The sequence below is a fragment of the Actinomycetota bacterium genome (assembly GCA_030650795.1).
GTDB lineage: Bacteria > Actinomycetota > Actinomycetes > S36-B12 > S36-B12 > UBA11398.
Genome location: JAUSDJ010000040.1, coordinates 73,352 through 98,870, shown reverse-complemented (window position 1 = coordinate 98,870; position 25,519 = coordinate 73,352). Strand labels below are relative to the sequence as shown.

Below are 25,519 nucleotides of genomic sequence, written 5' to 3'. Positions count from 1 at the left end.
GTTACAGGTACGGAGCCAGATCAGCGAGCAGCGCAGCCTTGGGCTTGGCACCAATGATGGACTTCACCACCTGGCCGCCTTGGAAAATGTTCATGGTCGGGATGGACGTGATGCCATACGAGGCCGCAATGGCCGGGTTCTCATCGACATTGAGTTTCACGATGGTCAGTCCCTCGTTCTGCGAGGCAATCTCCTCCAGAATCGGGGCGATCATCTTGCACGGACCGCACCACTCTGCCCAGAAATCGACGAGAACTGGCTTGTCGCTGGTCAGGACGTCGTCAGCGAAACTGGCTTCCGTGACAATCTTCGTTGCGCCCATGGGGTTCTCCTTATTCAGGCAGGTTGAACTGCGGTGGTCGTAGGTTACTCCGAGGCCGCGAGCCAGCGTTCTGCGTCAAGTGCAGCAGAACATCCAGACCCAGCAGCCGTGATTGCCTGGCGATAGCGGTGGTCCACGAGATCACCGCAGGCGAACACGCCTGGCAGATTGGTTTCCGTGGTGCCATCGAGCACCAGTACGTAGCCGTCATCGTCAAGATCGATCTGTCCCTTGACGAGTTCGGAACGCGGATCGTGGCCAATGGCAACGAACACGCCTGTGACGTTCAATTCGCGGGTGGTGCCGTCCTTTGCGTCGCGCACAGCAAGGCCGGAGACCTTTGCGTCACCGACAACGTCATCAACGAGAGTGTTCCAGGCGACCGAAATCTTGTCGTTCTCGAAAGCACGGTCCTGCATGATCTTGCTGGCACGCAACTCATCGCGGCGGTGCACGAGAGTCACCGACTTTGCGAATCGCGTCAGGAAGGTGGCCTCTTCAAGAGCTGAGTCGCCACCGCCGACGACGGCGATATCTTGATCGCGGAAAAAGAAGCCGTCGCACGTGGCGCACCAGGAAACTCCGTGGCCAGACAGACGCTTCTCATTGGGAACGCCAAGTTCCTTGTAGCTGGACCCCATCGCCAAAATAACCGCCCTGGCTCGGTGCACACGGCCCTCGCCATCGGTGACCGTCTTGATCTCGCCAGACAGATCAGCGGTCACGACATCATCGGTGATGATCTCAGCCCCAAAGCGCACGGCCTGAGCGCGCATGTTCTCCATCAATTCCGGGCCCATGATCCCGTCACTGAAGCCGGGAAAGTTCTCGACCTCGGTGGTGTTCATGAGTGCGCCACCGGCGGTGACCGAACCCTCGAAGAGCAGGGGGGCCAATTGAGCGCGAGCGGCGTACACCGCAGCGGTGTAGCCAGCAGGGCCTGATCCGATGATGATCAGGTTTCGGATGTCGCTCATCAAGTTCCTCGCCAGTTGGTGGGGTGTGCCTAGCAGTTGAACGATCCTAGGGCGAGGCTTATTCCATCCCAGCCGTAGCGGGCAGGGCGATGGTCAGGTCAACCATGACATCGGTATGCGAGGCCGAGCAACCAGGACCGACAACCCACACTCGCAGCAAGGCCGGGCTGGATTGCGTTGGCTGGGTAAGCGATAGCGGGATCACGACAATTCCGGCGTTGTCACCGTGATAGCGGGCCAAATCGACCATAAGTGCCGTGCCGTCGTCCTGATGGGTCAGGCCTGAGATGCAACTGCGCAGTCCCTCGGCCGACATGTCGAATCCAGGGGCAGTGCTCGGCCAGGCGGTGGCTTGAGCAGTCGCCGCCATGAGCTGCTTGGCGCCTTGAGTTCCGCGCACGAGCTTGGTGACCTGGCTGGCCAGGGTCGTTGGCAGATAGTCGGTCCCGCTGGCCAGAATCTGCTTGGCAGGAAATGCCCCGCTTGGCACTGGTGCGACTCCACTCACTCCGGAGGCAATCACCGGAGGGTTGGAACTCTGGACGCTTTGTACGACCACTCCGACGGCCAGCAGTGAAACACCTGCTGCGGCCGCTCCGATCACCCAAGTGCGACGCGGGTGACGTCGCGATTGCAGGCTGCTCGCACCTTCGCGGGCAACCTGCTCGTTGTGCAGGACTCGTTCAACAGCTGCCCACGCTGAATCAGGCATAGCCGGACCGTTGGAGGCGGTGTCCGGATTGAGAAAAGAGGCCTCGTCGCCAAGTGGGCTTCCTTCATCCCACATTGCGTCATCTTCTTCGTCGCTCAACTCGGGCCTCCTTCCGGACTTTGGACGGGGGGTGCGCTCTGCGGGTTCCGCAGATCGACCAATCGTTTGGCTAATTTGGCTCGGCCGCGCGAACATCGGCTCTTCACTGTGCCGGTCGGACAATTGAGCATTCGTGCGGCATCTTCAATGGGCCAGCCCTCAATATCGACCAGGATCACCGCATCGCGTTGATCCTGTGGCAATTCTGCCAAGGCCTCGGCGATCAGAATCTGGGTCTCGCGCTGTTCGATGTGATCCTGGGCCGGCTGGAGTCTGGAATCAACAGTGTCATGTTCGGCAAGCGGTGAGGTGGGTCTCGCGCTGCGTCTGCGGATCCGATCCAGACAGGCATTCACCACGATGCGGTGCAACCAGGTTGTCACCTTCGCCTCGCCACGGAATTGCTCAGCTCGGCGAAAGGCCGAGATCAATGCCTCCTGGAGGGCGTCCTCGGCCTCATTGGAATCGCCCATCGTGCGCAATGCGACGGCCCACAGACGGTCGCGATGGCGGTAGACCAACTCAGCAAATGCGTGCGGATCCCCCGTGACATGCTCAGCCAGCAACTCCTCATCGGATTGCTCAGTTGACACGAATCATGAGCCTAGCCCCGTCCGTGGACAACGATCTCCGACACCCGAACCTGATGCATACCGGGGTGTGCAACTGAAGGCGGCAGTCGAGGAAACCACAAGAGCACGTACCTGCCCGCGATTGCTCGCGGGGAGCGCAGGGACAGCTTCTTGTCACCGGCGGCCGCCTTGGCGAGCACCGGCCAACGATTCGGATCGCCAAGTTGGGAGTCCGAGACGCCAATGCGTACGGCCGCGCCAACCTCGCCAAAAGTGAGATCCACCGACTGCACTGAAGGTGATTTGCCAAGATCCAAGATGAGGCCGACCCCGCCCTTGCCGTTGGCATTTGCCATCTCGTATTGACGGGAGGTCCACGCGGTTGCTGGCTTGCCGTCAATTGCCCGGGAAGCCTGGTTCTGATGTTCGTGACCAGCGCTTGCGTCATTGATGCCATCGTGATTGTCGTCACCAAAGGGATCAAAAGAGGTAACAGCGGCTGCGGGGATGATGACCAAAGCAGGGCGCCCGCTTGCACTTGCCTGCGGAGTTGCAGCGCTCGAATGGCTCGCTGAGTTCAGTGGCCTTGAAGAGTCGGCTTCGGGCCCGATGTACAACTGGCGCCAAGCTACGACCAGCAGCGCAATGCCTGCAAGTACCACCGCGACTACGGTCAGACGCACAGCCAATGCGCGAAAACGCGTCGAGCCGGGGCGAGCAGCAACAGGTTCAATGCTGGCTCGGATCTGGGCGAGTGCTCCAAGAAACTCCGCGACCGTCCGGATCTTCGTCGTGCCCCGCGGACGACGCAGTTCGAACATGGATCGCCCGATCAGCACATCGATGTCTTGCGGAATATCGGCTCGAAGATGAGAGGGCGGTTCCAGATGTGATTGGTGCCTCGGCGCTGACGGAGCCTCTGTTTGGTCATGTCCAAACAGATCAGCAGCGAAGGGGCTTCGGCCAGTCAGCATGAGATAGAGCAGCCCGCCGAGCGCATCGATGTCAGAGCGGATCAAATCTTCATGCGGAGCGCCGAGGAGGGCCGCGTCTATTGACATCCCGATGACTCGCACCTCTCCGGCATCGGTGAGCAGCACATTGCTTGCAAGCAGACGGCCGTGCTGAACTCCCAGCTCGTGGGCCAGCGCCAATGCCTGGGCCACTTCGGTCACGATGCCAATCGCCGGCTGAAGCTCGAGCGGATTCCAGTCGCGAGCGGCCATGAAGGACAGCAGTGATTCGCCGTTAATCCACTCATTGATCACGGCAATGCGAGCCGGGGACTCCTCATTTGGCGGAACTTTCATGACGTCCAGGATTTGGCCGAGCCGACGATCTTGAACAATTGCTGCAGTTCGGGCTGCTGTGTTCAACACTTCGGCTCGCGGGTCTGAAGCATGCACTAATCGGATGACAACTTCGCGATCAAGTGCGGTGTCGTAAGCCCGCCAATAGGCGCAGGAGCCATCGGGAACGAGCAGTTGATCAATCAGGCGATAGCGATCAAGTGGAGAACTCATCGACCCCGTGCCAGCCTCTTGCGAGTGACGCGCACGAGCTCGCGCAACTCATGCACGCGAAGCAGCCAAGCAGCGAGCAGATAGATGACAATGCCAACTGGAGCCATGACGAGGATGTCGATGAGGACGTTCTCTCGACTCTGCAGACCTGGGTTGTAGCCCACTGAACCAAGTGCGAACCGGGCAATCAGCATGCCAGCCAGGGAGATCAGAGCGGCGCTGATAATCCGCGTCAGTGCCCAAGCCGTGGCTCCCGAGCGCATGCCCCCAATGCGCTTGGCAAGCATCAGCCAGGCGATGGCCATGCCGATCCAGTACGACAAGCCGTAGGTGAGCGCCAAGGAAGCGACTTGTTGGCCGCCAGCATTGACCAGCTCGAACAGTGGGATAGCCATCACCATCCACGCGATGCTGAAGCCGACTGTGATGAAGAACGGAGTTCTTGTGTCCTCGATCGCGTAGAAGCCGCGAAGCAAGACGTAGAAGATGGTGAAGGGAACCAGCCCGATCATGAAGACCGAGACGATCTGTCCCATGACTGATGCTTGCTCGGGAGTTGCGGCTCCGTAGCCGAAGAGCAGCACTGCAATGTCTGCGCCCAGGACGAAGAGAATCACCGCGATGGGAGTGATGACTGCTACCACAATGCGCATGGTTGAACTGACTTCGCGGCCAACGTCGTGCAATCGCCCGCTGTGGGCCAGTCGGCTCAAGCCAGGGAGCATCGCCGTGATGATCGAAATCGTGATCACACTGTGTGGCAGAAGAAATACCAAGTGTGCTTTTTGATAGGTGGTGAGACCAGCCGCCGTTGTACTAGCTTCGGCAGCGTTGACGTTGGCTTGGGCAGCCAGGCGCGTGACCACAATGTTGGTCGCTTGGTTGACCAGTACCAATGCGATGGTCCACATGGCAAGAGTTCCGGCTTTGCCCAAGCCCGATCCACGCCAATCAAATCGCGGGCGATAGTGATAGCCGTGCCGGATCAGTACCGGAACGAGAATCACAGCCTGCACGATCACACCCAGAGTCGTCCCAATGCCAAGAATGAGAATCTGTTGGGTTGTGAGCTCGCCGTCGGCCGCTGCCGAAGTTCCGGCAACCACGATGAACAGCACGAAGGTGGCTACGGCTATGACGTTGTTGGCGATAGGAGCGAACATCGGCATGCCGAAATGGCCGCGGGCATTGAGCACCTGGCTGAGGAGCGTATAGATGCCGTAGAAGAAAATCTGCGGAAGACAGAGCCGGGCAAAGGCAACAGCGAGATCAAACTCATTTTGCGGGTAGTCACTGGGTGTGTACAAATGTACGAGCAGTGGTGCGAGCAGTACCGCGGCGATCGATAGCACAAGCAGGGTGAGACCGGCGAGGGTGAGCAGGCGATCTGAATAGGCGTTGCCGCCGTCTGCGTCGTCCTTCATGTGCCGCACGAGTTGAGGAATGAAGACCGCGTTGAGCGCGCCACCGATGATCAGGATGTAGACGATCGTGGGCAGGGAGTTGCCCAGTGAGTAGGCATCCGAGACGAGGAAGAAGCCGAGCGCGGCAGCAGCCGTGATGTCGCGCGCGATGCCAGTGACGCGCGAGATCACGGTGCCAGCAGCCATGACGGCGCTGGAGCGCAGGACGGTCGCGGATTCGCTCATGATGTGCGCCTATGTTGCATGATCCGACGCGTAATGCCGACGACCACGAATATGGCGATGGCGATAAATGCGGCAAGGACGACCCATCCTGCGGCCCGAGCATAGGCAGTTGAGACCAGTGTGATGGAAGCCGGCGCTCCGTAAGCAGAAGCATTCGGCGTGAGAATCTGCACCAGAGTAGGCAGCGGATCACCGCCGACGACGCGTACCGGAATCTCGACGCTGATCTTCTGTCCCGGCTCGATCACAATGTCAGTCTTGGGCTGGGACTCCAGCCGCGAGCTTGGCTCCCCGATGAGCGCCAGCCCCACTTTGACCGAGCTGCTGCCGTCGTTTGCCAAGGTGATCGGGACATTGCCGGAGTCACCAGAGAAGGTGATGGTCCCGCTGGAGATTGGCCGGACAAGATTGATCTGCGTGGTGAGTTCGCGACTGATCCCCGCGACCAGCGCAGCGCCGGTTTCTGGGTCTTGCCGCCACGCTGAGGACTGTGCCCGCAGTAGAGCCTCGGAGTACGACTGGTTGACGGAACTCGCAGTTGATTGCACAGCAGTGAGTTGTTTGACACTTTGTTGGATTCGCACAATGCGATCCAGGTACGCGGCGGTGAGTTCACCACTATTTGCCCTCGGGTACGGCAGTCGAGCACTCGAGCTTCTTGGTCCCGACTCCAGACCGCTCATTGAAGCTGGCCGCATCCACGGTGCCGACTGGGTTGAACGCAGGACTGATCGAAGGAAAACCGGGCTGGGATTCCAGCGTAGATCTGAAGGTGCTGCCACGACCGTCAAGTTGGTGTCACTCGTGACGCTATTTGCGATAGCCGCTGTTTCAGCGAGGAATCGCTGGCGAGCCAAAATCGTTTCCGATGCATTGCGCTGAGGCATTGCAAGACTGGCGCTGATGCGCGCATCAGCCAGCACTGCAGTGAGATTGCCAAAGCTGGTTGGGTAGTCAGCGATGCCCTGACGAGGCTGATTGGCGTCCCCGGCCATCGCCTGGGTCGACATGATCACGGTGGTGGTGCCAGCTGATGAAAGGAGATTGGCCGTGCGTTGGTCCAGCCGACCGCTGGGTGTCCAATAGACGCCACCGGTGATCGCGGACTTCAATACATCGGAGGTGATGGGCTGAGCCAAAGTCATGGCTCGTACAACATCGGCACTGAGCCCGCTGCGCCGATCCGCCGACGCATCGACATCCGCATAGGCGATTGCCCGCGAATTTGACGGGGCAATGGATGCGCGCAGTTCGTCCAGCCATCGCAAGGCATCAGTGCTGCGGTTCCCGACGACGATGACCCCGTCCTCGACCACTTGATAGCCGCGGCTGATGTCGTCGGCAGACTGCACGATTGATGGATCGATCATCCAGCTCAGAGTCGAACTGAATTCGCGCCCGACGTCGACCAGATTAGCCAGCCGACCACTTGGGGACAGCGAGAGCGGCGTCTGACTGTTCAGCAGCACGTTGGTGGCCGTTCGAGCCGGAGCATCGGCCAGCGGCCACAACCAGACCACGCCAATGGCATGTGCAGACTTGTTCGAGTTCGGATACCAGGGCAAGAAGGTGCGCAGGCTGCCAACAGCCTGATTCCCTGGGCCGACGGCATCGATTGTCAACGCGTAGGTACCGGCCTTCTTCAGTGGCAGTTCACTGAATGGCACCTCAAAATTGAATGTCGCTTGAGCCCCTGATGCCAGCGGTTGATCGATATGGAACGAGAGCACTGCTGACGTAGGAAGTCCATCGGAGTTGAGCACGGCATCAATGCCTGCGCGTCCCTGAATCGGCTCGCTTGAAAGACGCAATTGCGCAACAGGCTTACTGATGGTTGTACTCGAGGTGTTGACCAGGCGACCAGTGATGCGCAGTTCACTGTTGCCCGTCGGAATGAACGGCAGCATCGAATCCAGCACCACTTGCACGGCCGTTGTTGCAGCTTGCGCTGGCGGGGTCGCTGCAAGAGCTCCCAAGGCGGGAAGGAGCGAGCAAAGAGCGGCGAGCAAGAAGCGTCGGCGCACCTAGAGATCCATCAATTCGGCAAGCAGCGCAGGCACCTTCTCCATGAGCTTGCGCTCATCTGCGTAGGCAAGACGACCGCTCACTTCGTCAAGCGGGACCCAGGCAACCTCAACGACCTCACGGTCAGCATCGCTGAGCTCGCCCCCATTGGCGCGCAGGAGAAAGTGGTGGACGGTTTTATGCACCCGCCGGTCCTCAGCCATGAACCAGAAATCAATGACTCCAAGCGGCGCGATGACAGATCCCTCGATTCCGGTCTCCTCGAGTACCTCGCGAATGGCTGCGTCCTCGGTGCTCTCGCCTTGCTCAACATGACCCTTGGGCAATGACCAAATCAGGCGACCGCGCCGGTCGTGCCTGCCAATGAGGGCGGCGCGTGGCGGGATGGAGCTGTGGTCCAGGACGAGTCCGCCGGCACTTATCTCTTCGACTCGCGGGAATCGCGGTGCTCGAGGGGACATATCCGCAGGATAAACCGCTGAGCTATGTCATTACGCTCATCAGGTGCCCACAGTCGATCCAAAACAGGCTGCCCTGCAACTGGCACCGATTGAAGCCCTCCTCATTGAACTGGGTACGCGATTTGCGGCCGCGGGCTTTGAAATCTCCCTTGTTGGAGGTCCGGTACGCGATGCGCTGCTCGGGCGCCTCGGCCAAGCCCCCGATCTGGACTTCACCACTAACGCTCGCCCCAACGAGATTCTTGAGATTCTGGAAGGTTTGGCCGATAGCACCTGGGATGTAGGTATCCGCTACGGAACCGTCGGCGCGCGCATTGGCGATCGTGAATGCGAGATCACTACTTATCGAAGCGAGCACTACGACCCCAGCTCGCGAAAGCCAGAGGTCAATTTTGGTGACTCACTTGAGGGAGATCTGGGCCGCCGGGATTTCACGATCAATGCCATGGCATTGCGACTGCCAGAACTTGTGCTGGTGGATCTGTACGAAGGCATCAATGACCTTGCAGCGGGCGTCATTCGTACGCCGAATGCTCCGCGAATGTCCTTCACCGATGATCCGCTGCGCATGATGCGAGCGGCCCGCTTCGCTTCGCAACTGGAATTCGAGATTGAGGCGCTGACCCTAGCTGCCATGGTGGCCATGCACGAGCGCATCACGATCGTGTCGATTGAACGTGTGCAGGTGGAATTCCTGAAGATCGTCATGTCCGATCATCCGCGACATGGACTCAAGCTGATGGTGGATAGCGGGCTTGCCGACTACGTGTTTCCTGAGTTACCGCGCATGCGCCTGGAAGTCGACGAACACTTGCAGCATAAGGATGTGTACGAGCATTCACTCACGGTGCTGGATCAGGCGATCATGATGGAAACGATGCACGAACCAGCGAGTGGCCCGGACCCGGTGCTGCGTCTTGCTGCGTTGTTCCATGACATCGGCAAACCCAGAACACGAAAATTTGAGGAAGGCCGAGTCTCCTTTCACCACCACGAGGTGGTTGGCGCGCGCATGACGCGCAAGCGCATGAAGGAGTTTCGCTTCTCGAATGAATTGATCGACGATGTCTCACGCTTGGTGGAATTGCACTTGCGGTTCCACGGCTATGGCACCGGCGAATGGACCGACTCTGCGGTTCGGCGCTACGTGCGTGACGCTGGACCTCTGCTTGTGCGACTGCACAAATTGACTCGTGCCGACTGCACCACGCGTAACCGCCGCCGTGCTGCAGAGCTGCAGCGGTCATATGAGCAACTGGAAGTCAGGATTGCTGAAATCACTGCGCAGGAGGAATTGGATTCGCTGCGCCCGGATCTGGATGGTCAGGCCATCATGCGCATCCTGGACATTCCGGCTGGCCCTCAGGTTGGTGAGGCATATCGCTTCCTGATGGAGTTGCGCTTGGACCGCGGTCCGATGGATCCGCCAGCGGTCACTGAAGCGCTCTTGGCTTGGTGGGCTAACCGCGCATAATTCCGGGAACGCTGGGAGCCCTCGCAGTGGAGTTGCAGCGCTGAACTTCTAGGCCTCAGCGTTGCCGAGTTCGGCCGCGGCAGCAGTTTCGATCTCCACGTACACGTCGCGGTCGGGACGATTGCACGCCTCAATGCCGGCAAACAGGAGCACACCGAGTGCGCCCAGCCAGAAGGTGCGAGCCACGTCGATGCCGCCTGCGCCGAACAGGAGCAGCCCGAGCACAATCGCGACTCCCCACTTCAGGAAGAGGGAGTAGGAGCGAACGAAGGTGTTGAGGCCAGCTGGAACCTGCGCTCCGAGTTCATGGAGCCCAGCGCTGACACGTTCGCGCTTGAGCATTGCCAGGCGAGAACTGCCCGCATACCAACCGGCGATCGCAGTGAAAACACCGAGCATGAGCAATGCCTGCAAGCCGTTGAGCAAGTAAGCGAAGAAGGTCGACCAGAATGCCGAGAGCGCCAGGCCTAGGCCAGTTCGGCCAAGTTGCAGTTGAACAGCCGTTTCGGTCATGTTCATCGAAAGCATCAGCAGGAGTGCTTCGAGCGCCAGCACGATGCCGAGAGTGACCACGATGCGTGGCCGCTTGCGCGCCAGCGCAATCGAGAGCGCGAAGAGGGCGGCCACGAGCAAGGGCAGCCATTCCAGAATCGGCGACGTGAAGCTGTACACCGTTTGCACCTGGGCCAGCAGCGGTGTTTCGAAGAGCACGATCTGGTGGCCGGTCGGCGGGATAGTCACGTTGGCTGCGATCGATAGGCCGGACTCGACGAGCTGGGTCTGTACCGCCGTCAGCAAGGTGGTGATATCGAGCACCACTTTGTCGCCGTTGGTCTGAATGATGCCGGCTTCCTTGCCCTCCAGCAGTGCTAGAGCGGATCGCTGCGCAGCCTCGTTGGTTTTGATCCAGACATTCTGGAATGCAGAGGAGGCCAGAAACTTGTCTACGGCGGTGCCGATCAGGCTGTTGATCCCCGCGGCGATAGGGGAAGAGAGTTGCGCGTTGATATTTGGGTTCTTGACGAGGGAGCCAAGGAATTGGCTAACCAAGGATTCGGTGTCGATGCGGGCGACAAGTGCGGCAGTGACTTCCTCACCGACTGCTTGCTGGATTGCAGGATCGCTGGCCAGTGGCCCTACGGTCGCGATGTACTGCTCAGCGTCGGTAACTGTCTGATGTCCCCAGTGCCCCACCACTGAAAGCGGAGTCAGCAGCACAGCGATGACGAATATCAGAAGCGAGGCAATCGATCGCGCACCCCTACGTCGGCTCATGTGTTTCCCTTCGTTGGCGATTTGGTCATGAACCAAACGCCTGTCACTACAAGCAGGAGCCCAGCAAAGACGATCATGGCAGGTGCTTGACCACTTGCCGGGGCACACAACGCCATGAATGTGATGCCTAAAACGAGGGACGCGTTGACGATCATGTCGAACAACGCGAAGAGCCGGCCGAGGTGATCGTCGGGAATGTGAAGTTGTACCTCAGTGTCCGCGCAAACCTTGACTGATTGTCCGACGAATCCAAAGCTCGCGGCTCCGACGAGCAACAACGGAAGGCTGATCGTCTGTGATCCCGCGAATACGAAGATTGTGCCGGTGATGCCGCCGACGATCAGCACCATTGCTGACCACGTGACGGTGCCCAGACGCCGTGTGCTCCACGGTGTTGAAGCGGCTCCGATCAGTGCACCGGTTGCTGCTGCTCCAGTGATGATCGCGAACTGGGTAAGCGCATGGTCGGCTTGTGCAATGGAGTTGAAGCTGTTGCGCACCAGCAGCAGCGCATCCACCGTGAGCATGCCGAAGGAGACACGATGCAGTGCTACGACAGTGATGGCACGCCGCGGCCGTGCGTGATCGCGCAGCACACGAAGCCCGTCGACGAAGCCCGTAATGACCCCGCGAATGGTGTCACGTGCGAGGTCACCATGTGGCCCAAGGCTTGAAGCCCCCATGCGCATGGCAAGCAGCCCGGCCACTACGAAACCTATGCCAGCCAGCACCAGGATCACTTGACTACCAGTGTCGCCACCGCCCACCAGCGACCTGATTGCCACGCCTGCAAGCGCACCTACTGCAACTGCGATGGTGCCTGATGTCGGACTCAGCGCATTGGCCGTCACCAGATCGCGACCCTGGACGACATTGGGCAAAGAGGCTGACAATCCAGCGAGAACGAATCGACCGATGCCGAGCACGACGAGCACGAACAGCCCGAGCAGTAGGCCGTCATTGCCGGCCGCCACAAGAGTGATGATGGGAATGACTCCAAGAGCCTTGATGAAGTTGGCATTGACCAGCACATTGCGCCGACGCCAACGATCCAGCAGCACTCCCGCGAATGGCCCGATGATCGAGTAGGGCAACAACAAGATCGCGAATGCCGATGCGACCTTCAGGGCATCTGGCTCCCGCTCCGGAGAGAAGAGCACGAAGGTTGCAAGGGATGCCTGAACGAGCCCATCGGCGAATTGCCCGACCAGGCGAACTGAGAAAAGCCGACGAAAGTCCCGAGTGGACAGGAGCTCGCGCAGGGCAGGCAATGCCACCACGCGCGGACGGTATCAGCGCAAAGACCTCAGCGGCCGTCGTAGTCGTCGAGGTCAGCAATCTACTGCGGAGTCAGTTGACCAACCGCATGCGAAAGCCCCGGTGGATCGAAGGTTCAGTTCGATGCACCAGGGCTTTGCGATGAAGTGTGGTTAGCGTTCGATTGTTCCGGCGATGAAGTCTTCGACAGCAATATGTGCCTCGCTGTCGCTGTACTGCACGGGCGGCGACTTCATGAAGTAGCTCGAGGCTGACAGGATCGGACCGCCGATGCCGCGGTCCTTTGCGATCATCGCAGCACGAACGGCGTCAATGATGACGCCTGCACTGTTGGGCGAATCCCAAACTTCGAGCTTGTACTCAAGGCTCAACGGCACATCACCGAATGCGCGGCCTTCCAGGCGAACAAAAGCCCACTTGCGGTCATCGAGCCATGCGACATAGTCAGACGGACCGATGTGCACATTGCGAGCACCGATGTCGTGCGAGATCTGCGACGTGACTGACTGGGTCTTGGAGATCTTCTTGGATTCCAGACGCTCGCGCTCAAGCATGTTCATGAAGTCCATGTTGCCGCCTACGTTGAGTTGGTAGGTGCGGTCCAGGATCACTCCGCGATCTTCAAAGAGCTTGGCAAGGATGCGGTGCGTGATGGTTGCTCCGACCTGGCTCTTGATGTCGTCGCCCACGATAGGCAGACCAGCATCCTCGAACTTCTTTGCCCAAGCTGGCGTTCCGGCGATGAAGACGGGAAGAGCGTTGACGAATCCACAGCCGGCATCGATTGCACACTGTGCGTAGAAACGCGCGGCATCCTCTGAGCCCACTGGGAGGTAGCACACGACGATGTCGGTCTTGGCCGCCTTGAGGGCTGCTACCACGTCGACGGCTGGTTGCTCGGACTCGCTTATGGTCTCGCGGTAGTACTTGCCCAGACCATCGAGGGTATGACCGCGCTGGACGATGACACCGGTGACCGGAACGTCGCAAATCTTGATGGTGTTGTTCTCCGAGGCGCCGATGGCAGCCGAGAGATCCTGGCCGACCTTCTTGGCATCCACGTCAAAGGCAGCGACGAACTCAACATCGCGGACGTGGTAGGGCCCAAACTGCACATGCATCAGCCCGGGGACGAATCCTTGCGGATCAGCATCCTTGTAATACTCGACACCCTGAACGAGTGATGCCGCACAGTTGCCGACGCCAATGATGGCGACGCGTACTGATCCCATATTGTTCTCCTAGTTTTTCAGTGGTACTTACGTAGTGAAGTCGCGCGGCTGTTGAGCTTCTTCGGCGTTCTTTCGCTCAGTAGTGATGAGCTCGTTGAGCCAGCGCACTTCGCGCTCGGCTCGATCAAGTCCGTGGCTTTGCAGCTCAAGGGTGTAGGCATCGACGCGATCGCGAGAGCGAAGCATTGAGTCGCGCAGCGCGGCTACCCGTTCTTCCATGCGCGAACGCCGGCCTTCAAGAATGCGAACTCGCACCCAGGCTTCCGTGCGCCCGAAGAATGCCAGATGGGCTGCGAAGCCCTCATCCTCCCAGGATTCTGGGCCAGGCTCGTTGACCCAGTGCTCGAAGGCCTCCTTGCCATCGCCAGTGAGGGAGTAAACCACGCGTGCGCGTCGCCCACTCAGTGGCGGAGCGTTGCTCTCGGTCGCGGGTGTGACATGCACCTGAACAATCAATCCCCGCTGTTCGATGCGACGCAAGCACGGGTAGAGGGATCCAAAGGACAATGTGCGAAAGGGGCCAAGCACGGTATCCAGGCGCTTGCGCAGTTCGTAGCCGTGGAGAGGGCCATCGCCCAACATGCCGAGCACTGCGAATTCGAGGATGTCCGCTCGCTTCGTCATATTGGAAAGATATATCAATTCGATATATCAAGGCAAACACGGCGGGCTCATATCCGGTATGCAAAGCAACCTAGACTGGTCGAATGTCTGCTCCACGCCACAGCGCCCTTCGTGGCTCAGTCGTGCGTGGAGCCTCGGGCAGGCCCAGCAAGCAGGATGAGCTCGGTCCGATCGAGCAAATCGCCGATCCAACCGCACCGCGGTCCCCCATCGATTTCACTCTGCAGCGCCGAGCTGCATTGCATGCCTTCTTTCGTGGCGGGATGCTTAGCAGCGAATTCTGCGACGCCGACCCGTACCTGCTGAAGGCCGCGAAATTCCATGGCGAAGCAATCGGCAGCCCTTGCCCGGTCTGCAAGGACCCGGAGTTCGTACACGTCACCTATGTCTATGGCGACCAGCTCGGCCCCTATACAGGTCGAGTGCGTCAGAACGCAGATCTGCCCGAAATGGCCCGGACCTATGGCGAGTTCAAGGTCTACGTGGTGGAGGTATGTCAGCGATGCCATTGGAACTTTTTGATGAGGACTTTCGTCTTGGGAGATGGAGTCCCGCGACGTGCACCCCGCACGCCCCGTGACCTCATCGAACTCGAAGGGAAACGGTGACTCAAGATCCGCGGGGTGCCAGCAGACGTCCACCCGCCAGGTCGAGCCGTGGTCGAAGCCCCGCCACTCGAACGCCTGCGAGCCGGCGCAAGAAGGCCAAGCGTCCGCATTGGATCCGACGAATCCTGATTGCTGGCGTGATTCTCTTTGTGCTCGCAATTGCCGGCTTCGCAATCGCACTTGCTATGACGACAATTCCAACACCCAACGAGCTCGCCACCAGTCAGGCCACTGTTGTCTATTACGCCGATGGTAAGAATGAAGTCGGCCGCCTGGGCGACTCTTCGCGGCGCAGTGTGCCGCTCAGCGATGTGCCCGAGATGGTGCAGAAAGCGATCCTCGCTGCGGAAGACCGCGACTTCTATGACCACGGCGGCATCTCGCCAATCGGTTTTGCGCGAGCTGTCATCAACAACCTGACTGGCGGCTCGACCCAAGGTGGCTCGACTATTACCCAGCAGTACGCCAAGAACGCCTTCTTGACCCAGGAGCGCACCTGGAGTCGAAAGATCCACGAGGCACTGCTGGCCTTCAAGCTCGAGACCGTCACTTCCAAGGACCAAATCCTTGAGGACTACCTCAACACCATCTATTTCGGACGACATGCCAATGGCATCGATGCGGCTGCCCGTGCGTATTTCGCCAAGCCGGTCAGTGAGCTTTCTTTGTCCGAAGGCGCAGTATTGGCAGCGATCATCAATTCACCAAGTGGCCTGGCACCTGAGAACCATTTGACTGCACTGCGCTCACGCTGGAGCTATGTGCTCGACGGCATGGAGTCACAGGGCTGGATCACTGGCGATCAGCGCGCGGGTGCGAAATTCCCCGAAATCCTGCAAGCAAAGAACGCCAACCGCCTCGGTGGTCAGACGGGATATCTACTGCAGGGCATCAAGGATCAGTTGATCTCTCTTGGTTTCGATGAAAGCGAGATCGAAGCTGGTGGGCTGCAGATCGTTTCGACTCTCGATAAGAAGGCTGAGGACGCAGCTGTTGCTGCTGTCGACGCTGCTGGACCGTCGTCGAATACTGAGGGTCTGCGTATTGGGCTTGCATCGGTTCGCCCGAATACCGGCGCAATCGTTGCCCTGTATGGCGGCAAGGATTTCATTGCTGATCAGATCAACAACGCAACGCGTCCATTTGCTCAAGCGGGATCGACCTTCAAACCTTTTGCGCTGGCTGCTGCGACCGAGAAGAGCATGCCGTTGACGTCAGTCTGGAATGGCAATTCGCCCAGCACTGTCAACGGCTATACCTTGACGAACTACGGCGACAAATCCTTCGGAGAGATTTCGCTGCTGAAGGCAACATTGCATTCAGTTAACTCCGCCTATGTGCAGATGGAATCGGCGATCGGCGTTGATGCCGTCTCAAATGCGGCCGTGCGCGCTGGAATCCCTGAAAGCACTCCCGGGCTCAATCTCGACAGTCTTAATCTCACCTTTGTGCTCGGCACGGCTTCACCGTCAGGCCTGAGCATGGCCAACGCATATGCGACTTTCGCAGCTCAAGGAGTGCGCTCGACGACTTCAATTGTGCAGAAAGTCATCGGCCCGAATGGCGGACTGCTTTACGACTATGAGCCAACGCTCACCACCGAATTTGATTCACAAGTAGCTGACACGGTGACCTACGTGCTCAATCAAAATGTCGAACGCGGAACGGCATTTGCCGCACGCGCACTCAACCGACCAGCGAGCGCAAAGACAGGTACGACCGACGGAAACAAGAGTGCATGGTTCGTGGGTTACACCCCGCAACTGTCAACTGCCGTCCTGATGGCCAAGGAGAACGCCTCTGGCCTGCCAGTGTCCTTGTCAGGTACGGGAGGTCTGCACACCGTCACTGGTGGCTCCTTCCCCGCCGCGATTTGGACCAAGTACATGCGTGCAGCGCTCAAGGGGCAGCCGATAGCGCAATTGCCGGCCGCGCCTTCGTCGATCACCGACCGGCTGGACTGTGTTGCGCTGACTGAGGCCAACGGTGGGCTGCCGCCCCTTGGATGTCCGAACGCCAACGCTGCCGAATTCTCACCTGAACCGATCGGCGAGGCCCCTAATGGCGATGTCTTCGGCAATCTGAGTTCCACGGTCGCTCCCGTTCCACCAGGTGATGGGGCGCCAAAACAGGTACCTAGCGCGCGGCCCTCGAAAACTCCGAGCAAGGCTCCAACCAAGGCTCCAGTCAAGGGCAATGGCGATGGCCCGCCCTCGGTTGCGGGCTAGCGAGCATGACTGACCTCGCGCCAAGCCAGGAGGATCCACTCCTGGCGCGCGGCAGCGAACTCATGGGCGGGCCAGTTGGCCAGCATCGCAGGATTCGTCGACGGTGGTGGAACCCGCTTCGCGTATTGATTGTGCTCTCGGCCTTCGGCTATTGCGTTGGAATCTGGCTTGGCTCTTCTTGCCGAAGTAGCGGCTGGATTTCTCCTGAGCGCTACGAGCACCTCTGCTACACCGACATTCACCCCTTCTACACGCTGCAGGAATTGGCGCAGGGTGCTATTCCCTATGTCGACATTTCCTCCGCAAGACAAGGAGTCGATGCACCAGTGCTCGTTGGCATGTTCATGGAGCTTTCCTCGATCATCACCCACTGGCTCAGCTCCATCCGTCCGCAGGCTGATCCGGCAACGATGTTCTTCGACGTCAATGTCGTGCTGCTGTTCATCCCCTTGCTGATCGCCGTCCTGGCAACAGCACTTGCAGCGCGTCATCGGCCTTGGGATGCAGCAATGGTTGCGCTCGCGCCAATCATCATCCTGGCTTCGCGCATCAACTGGGATCTCCTCGCCGTCGCACTTGTGGCACTCGCTGTTCTGCAGTTGGTGCGCAAACGAAACCTCGCGGCAGGCGTGCTGTTAGGTGCGGCGATGTCTGCCGCGCACTATCCGGCCGTGATCCTGATTGCGTTGATACTGCTGGCTTTTCGAAGCAAGCAATGGCACTCCACCAAGCGGGTCGTCCTTTCCGCGGTCGCTACGTGGCTCCTGATCAATGTGCCATTCATGCTGATGAACTACGAGGGATGGTCAGTGATCTATCGCAAATTACTTGACTCGCTTCCCGATGTCGGATCAGTGTGGTTCGCAATCAATCAATGGGGTGGTCCACAACTTTCGACGGGACAAGTCAATCTTGCTGCGCTCCTGCTGTTCCTTGCTGCGCTGGTTGGGATCGCAGCTGTAGTGGTGCAGGCACCAGTGCCGCCTCGTACAGAGTCCGTCATCTTTCTTGTCGTGGCTGCATACCTGTTGACAGCAAAGGGCTTTGCGCCGCAGTTCGGACTTTGGTTGATTCCGCTTGCGGTCCTTGCTCGACCTCGCTGGCGGGATTTTCTCATCTGGCAGGCGGCTGAAGTTGTGTACTTCGTCTCGGTCTGGTGGTTTCTTGCGGGTTACCAAATCGATGGCGCCAAGGGCTTGACGGCCCTGTGGTACGCGCTTGCAATCTTCATCCACATCGCAGGCACGATCTATTTTTCGGTCATGGTCATTCGCGACATGCTCATTCCGCAAGAGGATCCAGTGCGGGCTACGAGTCCAGACCTCGCACTGCATCAAACCTCGATGTCGTGAAGCGCACTTCAGCACGCAGTTGGTCACCCACCTGTGGCACAACGCAACCGCGAGGCAACCAGATCATCGAGTGATGTTGATGGGGAGTCTCAGCGAACCACCGTTGCTTGCCCTCCCAAATGAACGGCGAGAGAGCTCGGCCGGCCGCATCGAGAGCGCCGGTGCCTGCTGTCACGAATCGCTGGCGCAAACTCGCTGCTGGAGTCGGTGCGCTGAGGCCGATCCCATGCGATGTACCGCCGGACACCACGATCAAGGTGCCACCCGCAGGACCAGTGCGTTGGCGATAGCCGACATGCGTTCCGTCGGGCAGCGGATGCACGGCGAGCGCGGTGCCATGAACCGTCAAGGCACTTCGGTCACCAAGCCAAAGTCGGGTTCCAATGCGCGCTTTGATCTGGACCATCCGATTGGAGGCTTGCACCTGTGAGTACTCAGTGTCAGTCAGATGAGACAGCCACAGTGTTTGGTCAACTGTGCTGCCGAGCTTTACCGACTCGGTCTGCCAAAGCCCGTGCCAGCGCTGCACTTCGCGAACGCGCGCGGTGACCGCTGTCTCTCCGGGCACCGGTTCTTCGTCAGCTGACTGCTCAAGTGGCAGGTGCAAGGACAGTCCGCAGATCTGCAGCCTGTTGGATTCGATGGCTGTTCGGGTTACCGGATCAGCAAGCACCCGAATGAGTTCGGCCTCGCTGAAGCCAAAGCGACTCATTGAGGTGCGCGCTTCCATCACGACTCGAACATGTCCAGCGCCAGAGCTCAGGGCCGCAAGCCCACTTGTCGACGAGATGGTGCGAATGACGCGCTGCGCTTCCCACTTCTGTGCGATGTCCCACCACGCATCACCGGCGAGAAGATCGCGAGGCTCAAAGGGTTCTAAGACAACGACGTCTGCATTTGTATGGCCCAACACTTCATCAAGTTCGAAGACCGTTCCAACAGCGACAACCTCGCTGGCCAGTGTGTTGCTCTCATGTGCCAGTCGAGCCTGACCAAGCCCGTAGCCATTGCCCTTGATGACCGGCACTATCGACGAACCCGTCAGTGATTTAACCTGAGCGCTCACCGTGTGGACATGTGTGCGCCACTGATCTGTGTTCACCTCAAGGGTGAAGGTCATTGCCTGCTCCGTTCGATGTCAGCCACGTCGAGCCTGATACAGCGCATACGCTTTTGCCCAAGTGGCACGCAGGATGAAATCCCATTCGCCAACGTACTCCTGGGCATATCCACCCGAGCCGACTTTGAATTGCACCAAGCCAAAGAGATGGTCGTCAGGATTGAGAGTGTCGGCGATGCCCCGAAGGTCGTAGATCGCACAACCAGCGGCGTGCGCTTGCTGAATCATCGCCCACTGCAGAGCATTGGATGGTCGAACCTCTCGATCAGCCGTTGTTGATGCTCCGTAGGAGTACCAGGCGTGATCGCCGACGCGCACCATCAAGGTCGCTGCCGCCAGATGCCCATCGAAATGCGCAAGGTGCACACTCAAACGTGAGGCATGCTGCTTGTTCAGTTCATCCCACATGTGTTCGAAGTACGTGAGCCCGCGTGGAGTGAACTGGTCGCGCTTGGCGGTCTCCACGTAGATTTCATGGAAGGCAGCAAGATCGGCGCGATCGCCGAGCGACACCACTACTCCGAGTTTTTCTGCCTTACGCACATTGCGTCGCCAGAGCTGGTTGAAGCCAGCAAAGATGTCATCCAGGCCGCGTTCGCCGAGTTTGATCTGAAAGACATATCGCGGTTGGACGTCGCCAAAGCCCGCGCCGGAATTCTCCTCTTGTCGCCAGCCCCGCGATTGCAGGCGTTCGGACAGATGCAGCGCAAGAATTGAATGCCAATCGGCGACGACCTCGTGCAGATGCGCTGGCGGAGAGCCGTCTGGTTCCCGCCATTGCGCCATGGCGGCCTTGATCGTCTCCGATTCCCAGCGCCGGGTCGCAACGGGCGGACCCATCTTGACTTGAAAGGCACCGCTGGCCTTCAGGTGTGAGAGCAGTGGCGTGAGCCAGGCACTGATGTCGTACTGCGGAAATTGGGAATGCAGCCAGTCGATGTCTGGACCCTCGGGCAGGTAGGCGAGGGATCGCTGCGGCAACTTGGGGATGGGACGAAAGAGAACAAGGCCCGCGCCGACGAGTTCGGAACCCTCAAACCAGCCGATCGACTCCGGACGCCAGCCGACCTTGACCTGTCCCCATTCGGGCAGTTGCAAGAAGGAGACCGATGAGCGAGAGGCGATCCATTCGCGGTGCTGGGTGGCAGAGATTGTGCGCACCACTGGGGTCATGGAAGATCCAAGTCGACTACGACGGGTGCGTGATCGGATGCGCCCTTGCCCTTGCGCTCCTCGCGATCGATATACGCATCGCTCACCGCGTCCGCGAACAACTGGTTGCCGTAGATCAAGTCGATGCGCATGCCCCAGCCGCGCCCGAAGGAGGCCTGCCGGTAGTCCCAGAAGGTGAAGGGTTCCCCTTTCAATGCGCGCGGCATGACTTCGACCAGACCAGCGGAGCGCACGTCGACAAGTGCCTGCCGCTCGGCCGGAGTCACATGCGTGCTGTTTTCAAACTTTGCGATGTCCCAGACGTCTGCGTCAGTGGGGGCAACGTTGTAGTCGCCGATGATGGTGAACGGTCGATCAGGTGACTGAGCAAGTTCTGCTGCAGCAGTGGCTTTGAGTGCCTGAAACCACTGGAGCTTGTATGAGTAGTGGGGGTGGTCTGGCTCGCGTCCGTTTGGCACATAGACGCTCCAAACGCGCACGCCGCCGCAGGTGGCGCCGATGGCTCGCGGTTCGTCCGATTCCTCATATTGCGGCTGCCCGAGCAATCCCCGGGTGACGTCGTCCAAGCCCACCTTGCTGATCAAGGCCACGCCATTCCAGCGCCCAGTGCCAAGGGTGGCGACCTCGTAGCCGAGCGCCTGAAAGGGCATCAAAGGGAAGGCATCGTCGGTGCACTTGAGCTCTTGAAGTGCCAAGACATCCGGCTTGTTGAGCTCTAGCCAGGCCAGCACTCTCTCTAGTCGTGCGCCAATGGAATTCACGTTCCAAGTCACAATTCGCACGAGTGCAGCCTAGATGCACTCCGCATGGCGCGTGCTCGGCTTAGGCTCGAACAGACAAGAGAACGATCTGAGCAAGGAGAGCTGCGATGACCGGTAACGACCCGTTTTGGCGCCTGCCTGAAGTGCCAAGTTTCAGCGTCACGAGCGTGAACCTGCGCGAAGGTGAACCGCTTGCAGAGGCACATATGTCGGGAATCTTTGACGTGCCGGGGGGCCAAGACAGCAGCCCGCAGTTGTCGTGGTCCGGTGCCCCAGTTGAAACCAAGAGTTATGCAGTCACCATGTATGACCCTGACGCGCCGACCATGTCTGGATTTTGGCATTGGGCAGTTGCCGGAATTCCGTCAACAGTCACCTCCTTGGCCCAGGGAGCCGGCGATGAAGGTGGCGCGGGTCTGCCTGCCACGGCAATTCAACTGCGCAATGACGCCGGCTCGCCTCGATTCCTTGGCGCAGCTCCGCCCGGCGGGCATGGCTCGCACCGCTACTTCATCACTGTGCACGCGCTGGACACTCACGACATCGAAGTCGATGCCGACACCTCGCCCGCCTTGCTCGGATTCAAGATGTCATTCCACATCCTGGGCCGCGCCACTCTCATGGGAACTGCGGAGATTTCCTAATTTCCGCGAGGGCCGGTAATCTTCCGGAGTCCTGCTGACCGGCGGTGTGGTTTGACCGTCAACCTGCAGGCACGCGAGAACCCTCCTGCCGCGGAATGTCCGTGGCCGTTTGAGTCCAGAGGAGGTGGGATTCTTATGCGTCGTTATGAGGTCATGGTCATTCTTGATCCAGATCTAGAAGAAAAGACCGTAGCCCCCAGTTTGGAGACGTTCCTCAACGTCGTCCGCGCTGATGGTGGCGAGGTGCACAAGGTTGATGTGTGGGGTCGTCGTCGTATGGCATACGAGATAAACCACAAGCCTGATGGCATCTATGCCGTGCTCGAAGTCACGGCCAACCCTTCTGCAGTTGCCGAGCTTGATCGTCAGCTCTCGCTGAACGAGGCCGTCATGCGTACCAAGGTGTTGCGTCCGGAGGAGGCCAAGTAATGGCCGCCGGTGACGTCGTGGTGACGGTTGTTGGCAATCTGACCAACGATCCTGAATTGCGTTTCACCCCAAGCGGCGCTGCTGTCGCTTCCTTCACCGTTGCCTCCAGCTCACGCGTGCTTGATCGCACAACCAATGAGTGGAAGGACGGCGAGACCGTCTTCATGCGTTGCAGTGTCTGGCGCCAGTACGCGGAGAACGTTGCCGAGTCGCTGACCAAGGGCACGCGCGTGATCGTGCAAGGCCGCTTGAAGCAGCGCTCATACGAAACCCGCGAGGGTGAGAAGCGCCAGGTGATGGAGGTCGAGGTCGACGATGTCGGTCCCGCACTTCGCTACGCAACGGCCAAGGTCAATCGTGTCCAGCGTCAAGGTGGTGGATTCGACGGCGGCCAAGCTGCTGGCGGTGGAGCACCAGCAGATGACCCATGGGCAAGCAGCCCCTCAGGTGGCGCCGGCTTCGACGAGCCACCTTTCTAATCACCAATCTTCACTGACTTCACAGGAGTAAGCAGACATGGCACCACGCGATAGAGATCGTGACAGCAAGCGCGGACCCGCGCGCGGCAAGGACGACAAGCTACCCAAGAGGCGCGACTGCGTCTTTTGCCGTGGCGAGATCAAGGGCATTGATTACAAGGACACGAACTTGCTCCGCAAGTTCATCTCAGATCGCGGCAAGATCCGCGCTCGCCGAGTGACTGGCAACTGCACCCAGCATCAGCGCGATGTTGCGAACGCTGTCAAGAATGCCCGTGAGATGGCACTTCTTCCCTACACCTCAACAGCACGCTAAGGATCGATGATGAAACTGATATTGACGCAGGAAGTCTCCGGTCTGGGCATTGCTGGCGACATCGTCGCGGTGAAGGACGGATACGCGCGCAACTTCCTCATGCCACGTGGTCTGGGCATTGCCTGGACGCGCGGAGGGGAAAAGCAGGTGACGCAGATCAAGCGCGCCCGCAAGGTTCGTGAGATTCGCGATCTGGGTCACGCCAACGAGGTCAAGCAGGAGCTCGAGGCCCTGAAGGTGACTCTTCAGGCCAAGGCTGGCGACACTGGCCGCCTCTTCGGTTCGGTCACCACGGCAGACATTGCAGATGCAGTGCGTGCAGCAGGTGGCCCAGCAATCGAGAAGCGCAAGGTCACCTTGGCCGCTCCGGTGAAGACCGTGGGTTCATACAACGCCACAGTGCTTGTACACGAGGGTGTTGTCGCCAAGTTGAACTTCGAGGTTGTCGCAGGCTAAATCGCTTCCGTGTTAGGCCAGAGGGAGTTGCCGTATCGGCTGCTCCCTCTGCGCTGTCCGACTTCGCATGCGAAAAGTGCGCCATCGAGGCGATCGATCACTAGGCTCGGCCACATCTGGATCGACGAAGGAGTGGTCATGGATTTGAGTACGTCAGTCAGGTACTGCCTCGAGAACTACGCGAACTTCAATGGACGCGCTGCGCGGCCGGAGTTCTGGTGGTTCTACCTCGCATACGCAATCGTCGTTGGTGTCCCATATCTTCTGGGCTCGATCTTCGTTGCCATAGGGACGAGCACTTCGTACTACGGTGAAATGAGTTACGGGCCTGCGGCGATATTCGGCTGGCTCCTGTACATCTTGGCGGGGCTTGTCAGCCTTGCGTTGATCGTTCCCATGTTGGCGGTAGGCAGCCGCAGGCTCCACGACACGGGGAAGTCCGGCTGGTTTCAGGTGCTCCTTTTCGTTCCCTGCGTCAACTTCATCGGAGCGATCATCCTGATCATCTTCTGGGCGACGACCGGTACACCAGGCGCGAACTCCTACGGTGAGGCCGCAACCGCATAGCAATTGAGGTGTCGTTATGAGCTTTGGCCAGTCAGTTAAGTACTGCTTGAATCACTATGCCGATTTCAGCGGGAGAGCCAGCCGCTCAGAGTTCTGGTGGTTCTACCTGTTCTACGCAATCGTCGTAGGCATCCCGTACTTCATCGCCTACATCCTGCTGCTTGCCGGACAGCCTGCCGGCGACATCTATGGCAACGTGAATATGACCTTCCCGGCGGGGGCGATCATCTTCTACGTCATCGCGGGAATTTTCTCGCTGGCGCTGGTCGTCCCGTATCTCTCGGTGAGTTGCCGTCGTTTGCATGACCGTGGCACATCTGGATGGCTGAACCTGCTTCTAATCGTTCCCTGTGTAAGCCTGGTGGTCTTCGTGTTCTGGCTTCTCGAGGGCACGCCGGGACCCAACGCCTACGGCGAAGGTCCTGCACGCGGATAGGTCACTTACTGTTGGTCAGTGGTCGCCCAGGGGTCGGATCGTTGGTCTGACCCCTGGCGCATTGCTGGCCCTTGGTCTGACTGCTTCGCTGCTGACGGCCACTTGGCATGCACGCAATCCGCAGACCTGTGGCAATATTGACGATCGTTCGTGGACTGATACCACTCAACTCCTGGACTCGAAATCTCCGTCGTCCAAGGTCTTTTGGCGCAACTGGAATCAGCAACTGCGAAACCTCAAGAGGATTCAGAACGCAGGTGTCCACAATCTGCTGTGGGCCTTTGCTCGTTGGCCTGAACCAGGCTCAGGCATCCCAGTTGAGGACCAGTCGGTTTTCCTTGTCGCGGTATGTACCCATGGCGATCAGGATGATGTCGACCAGCGGCCAGATCCAGCCGAAGATTCCGCACGTGAATATCGTGATCGCCAACTGGCCCAGCCCAACGCCAACCTTGCCTACGAAAAAGCTGTGCACGCCCAGGCTGCCAAGGAAGATGGCAAACAGCAGCACGGCCAGCCGCGATTTCGGTGAGACGGGCGAGCCATCGGGTGCGAACAGCAGCACCGCCTTCGTGGGAATTGGCCGAAAGGCTGATGCCCAGTTGCTGCCATCCCAGTACTGCTCTTGATAGGAGCCATCAACTGCGCGGTACCAGCCGGGCGGGGCAGTCTGCGGAACTGGCGCGCCAGCTGAATTGGGATCCCCAGGAGTGCTCATGCTCTGACC

At 59.3% G+C, this 25,519-nt stretch carries 27 protein-coding genes; 11 read left to right on the top strand and 16 right to left on the bottom strand.

What is annotated here, in order from left to right; translation table 11 throughout:
- Position 1: 1 nt before the first annotated feature.
- From trxA to Q7L55_12375, 8 genes are read right to left on the bottom strand one after another with little or no spacing between them, the layout of a single operon-like run.
- Positions 2 to 322, bottom strand: a complete 321-nt coding sequence (gene trxA, locus Q7L55_12410) for a thioredoxin (protein ID MDO8733353.1) — start codon at positions 320 to 322, stop codon at positions 2 to 4.
- Between the two features lie 44 nt (positions 323 to 366).
- The gene (gene trxB / locus Q7L55_12405) at positions 367 to 1,299 is read right to left on the bottom strand and encodes a thioredoxin-disulfide reductase (protein MDO8733352.1); all 933 of its coding nucleotides are present in this window, start codon (positions 1,297 to 1,299) and stop codon (positions 367 to 369) included.
- A 58-nt stretch (positions 1,300 to 1,357) separates the two neighbouring features.
- Positions 1,358 to 2,110, bottom strand: coding sequence for a hypothetical protein (locus Q7L55_12400; GenBank protein ID MDO8733351.1), 753 nt, complete (start codon positions 2,108 to 2,110; stop codon positions 1,358 to 1,360).
- Entirely contained in the window at positions 2,107 to 2,703 is a 597-nt protein-coding gene (gene sigM, locus Q7L55_12395; protein MDO8733350.1) for an RNA polymerase sigma factor SigM, read from the bottom strand. The genes Q7L55_12400 and sigM overlap by 4 nt, the downstream gene beginning before the upstream one ends.
- An 11-nt stretch (positions 2,704 to 2,714) precedes the next feature.
- Positions 2,715 to 4,205, bottom strand: coding sequence for a protein kinase (locus Q7L55_12390; GenBank protein MDO8733349.1), 1,491 nt, complete (start codon positions 4,203 to 4,205; stop codon positions 2,715 to 2,717).
- Positions 4,202 to 5,854, bottom strand: coding sequence for a murein biosynthesis integral membrane protein MurJ (murJ, locus tag Q7L55_12385; protein ID MDO8733348.1), 1,653 nt, complete (start codon positions 5,852 to 5,854; stop codon positions 4,202 to 4,204). Before murJ ends, Q7L55_12390 begins: the two co-directional genes overlap by 4 nt.
- Positions 5,851 to 7,878 carry a DUF6049 family protein gene (locus Q7L55_12380; protein ID MDO8733347.1) on the bottom strand — a complete coding sequence of 676 codons (2,028 nt, stop codon included), beginning with the start codon at positions 7,876 to 7,878 and terminating at the stop codon, positions 5,851 to 5,853. Before Q7L55_12380 ends, murJ begins: the two co-directional genes overlap by 4 nt.
- Entirely contained in the window at positions 7,879 to 8,340 is a 462-nt protein-coding gene (locus tag Q7L55_12375; protein ID MDO8733346.1) for an NUDIX hydrolase, read from the bottom strand.
- A gap of 73 nt (positions 8,341 to 8,413) precedes the next feature.
- On the opposite strand from Q7L55_12375, the gene Q7L55_12370 reads away from it, so the two are divergent.
- The gene (locus tag Q7L55_12370) at positions 8,414 to 9,814 is read left to right on the top strand and encodes a CCA tRNA nucleotidyltransferase (protein MDO8733345.1); all 1,401 of its coding nucleotides are present in this window, start codon (positions 8,414 to 8,416) and stop codon (positions 9,812 to 9,814) included.
- Positions 9,815 to 9,862: 48 nt separating this feature from the next.
- On the opposite strand, the gene Q7L55_12365 is transcribed toward Q7L55_12370, so the two are convergent.
- The 4 genes from Q7L55_12365 to Q7L55_12350 all read right to left on the bottom strand — a co-directional run bounded on the left by Q7L55_12365 (position 9,863) and on the right by Q7L55_12350 (position 14,223).
- On the bottom strand, positions 9,863 to 11,089 hold the full coding sequence (locus Q7L55_12365) for a hypothetical protein (protein ID MDO8733344.1): 1,227 nt from the start codon (positions 11,087 to 11,089) through the stop codon (positions 9,863 to 9,865).
- Positions 11,086 to 12,369: an MFS transporter gene (locus Q7L55_12360; protein MDO8733343.1), complete on the bottom strand. Its 1,284-nt coding sequence runs from the start codon at positions 12,367 to 12,369 to the stop codon at positions 11,086 to 11,088. The genes Q7L55_12365 and Q7L55_12360 overlap by 4 nt, the downstream gene beginning before the upstream one ends.
- Before the next feature lie 150 nt (positions 12,370 to 12,519).
- A complete protein-coding gene (locus tag Q7L55_12355; GenBank protein MDO8733342.1) occupies positions 12,520 to 13,599 on the bottom strand; it encodes an inositol-3-phosphate synthase in 1,080 nt (359 codons plus the stop codon).
- A gap of 27 nt (positions 13,600 to 13,626) precedes the next feature.
- Positions 13,627 to 14,223: a PadR family transcriptional regulator gene (locus Q7L55_12350; GenBank protein ID MDO8733341.1), complete on the bottom strand. Its 597-nt coding sequence runs from the start codon at positions 14,221 to 14,223 to the stop codon at positions 13,627 to 13,629.
- An 83-nt stretch (positions 14,224 to 14,306) separates the two neighbouring features.
- Between Q7L55_12350 and Q7L55_12345 the strand changes: the two genes are divergently transcribed.
- The 3 genes from Q7L55_12345 (at position 14,307) to Q7L55_12335 (ending at position 18,411) form a co-directional block, all read left to right on the top strand.
- A complete protein-coding gene (locus Q7L55_12345) occupies positions 14,307 to 14,831 on the top strand; it encodes a DUF5318 family protein (protein MDO8733340.1) in 525 nt (174 codons plus the stop codon).
- A 137-nt stretch (positions 14,832 to 14,968) separates the two neighbouring features.
- On the top strand, positions 14,969 to 17,059 hold the full coding sequence (locus Q7L55_12340) for a transglycosylase domain-containing protein (GenBank protein MDO8733339.1): 2,091 nt from the start codon (positions 14,969 to 14,971) through the stop codon (positions 17,057 to 17,059).
- Between the two features lie 5 nt (positions 17,060 to 17,064).
- A complete protein-coding gene (locus Q7L55_12335; GenBank protein MDO8733338.1) occupies positions 17,065 to 18,411 on the top strand; it encodes a hypothetical protein in 1,347 nt (448 codons plus the stop codon).
- Here Q7L55_12335 and Q7L55_12330 read toward each other — a convergent pair.
- Genes Q7L55_12330 through Q7L55_12320 form a run of 3 tightly spaced genes read right to left on the bottom strand, consistent with a single transcriptional unit; the run spans position 18,368 to position 21,486 of the window.
- Positions 18,368 to 19,531 (bottom strand): alanine racemase, encoded by a 1,164-nt coding sequence (locus Q7L55_12330; GenBank protein MDO8733337.1) that lies wholly within the window; start codon positions 19,529 to 19,531, stop codon positions 18,368 to 18,370. The genes Q7L55_12335 and Q7L55_12330 overlap by 44 nt on opposite strands.
- An 18-nt stretch (positions 19,532 to 19,549) precedes the next feature.
- Positions 19,550 to 20,704: a peptidoglycan bridge formation glycyltransferase FemA/FemB family protein gene (locus Q7L55_12325; protein ID MDO8733336.1), complete on the bottom strand. Its 1,155-nt coding sequence runs from the start codon at positions 20,702 to 20,704 to the stop codon at positions 19,550 to 19,552.
- Complete coding sequence (locus Q7L55_12320) at positions 20,701 to 21,486, bottom strand: exodeoxyribonuclease III (GenBank protein MDO8733335.1); 786 nt, start codon at positions 21,484 to 21,486, stop codon at positions 20,701 to 20,703. Before Q7L55_12320 ends, Q7L55_12325 begins: the two co-directional genes overlap by 4 nt.
- Before the next feature lie 86 nt (positions 21,487 to 21,572).
- On the opposite strand from Q7L55_12320, the gene Q7L55_12315 reads away from it, so the two are divergent.
- From Q7L55_12315 to Q7L55_12285, 7 genes are all read left to right on the top strand, one after another.
- Complete coding sequence (locus Q7L55_12315; protein MDO8733334.1) at positions 21,573 to 22,109, top strand: YbhB/YbcL family Raf kinase inhibitor-like protein; 537 nt, start codon at positions 21,573 to 21,575, stop codon at positions 22,107 to 22,109.
- A gap of 135 nt (positions 22,110 to 22,244) precedes the next feature.
- Entirely contained in the window at positions 22,245 to 22,538 is a 294-nt protein-coding gene (rpsF, locus tag Q7L55_12310) for a 30S ribosomal protein S6 (protein MDO8733333.1), read from the top strand.
- Entirely contained in the window at positions 22,538 to 23,017 is a 480-nt protein-coding gene (locus Q7L55_12305; GenBank protein ID MDO8733332.1) for a single-stranded DNA-binding protein, read from the top strand. Before rpsF ends, Q7L55_12305 begins: the two co-directional genes overlap by 1 nt.
- 37 nt (positions 23,018 to 23,054) lie before the next feature.
- The gene (gene rpsR, locus Q7L55_12300) at positions 23,055 to 23,333 is read left to right on the top strand and encodes a 30S ribosomal protein S18 (protein MDO8733331.1); all 279 of its coding nucleotides are present in this window, start codon (positions 23,055 to 23,057) and stop codon (positions 23,331 to 23,333) included.
- A gap of 9 nt (positions 23,334 to 23,342) precedes the next feature.
- Positions 23,343 to 23,789, top strand: a complete 447-nt coding sequence (rplI, locus tag Q7L55_12295) for a 50S ribosomal protein L9 (GenBank protein MDO8733330.1) — start codon at positions 23,343 to 23,345, stop codon at positions 23,787 to 23,789.
- A gap of 138 nt (positions 23,790 to 23,927) precedes the next feature.
- Positions 23,928 to 24,356: a DUF805 domain-containing protein gene (locus tag Q7L55_12290; protein ID MDO8733329.1), complete on the top strand. Its 429-nt coding sequence runs from the start codon at positions 23,928 to 23,930 to the stop codon at positions 24,354 to 24,356.
- A 16-nt stretch (positions 24,357 to 24,372) separates the two neighbouring features.
- Complete coding sequence (locus tag Q7L55_12285; GenBank protein ID MDO8733328.1) at positions 24,373 to 24,792, top strand: DUF805 domain-containing protein; 420 nt, start codon at positions 24,373 to 24,375, stop codon at positions 24,790 to 24,792.
- A 304-nt stretch (positions 24,793 to 25,096) separates the two neighbouring features.
- Here Q7L55_12285 and Q7L55_12280 read toward each other — a convergent pair whose 3' ends face one another.
- Positions 25,097 to 25,510: a TM2 domain-containing protein gene (locus Q7L55_12280; protein MDO8733327.1), complete on the bottom strand. Its 414-nt coding sequence runs from the start codon at positions 25,508 to 25,510 to the stop codon at positions 25,097 to 25,099.
- Positions 25,511 to 25,519 lie beyond the last annotated feature (9 nt).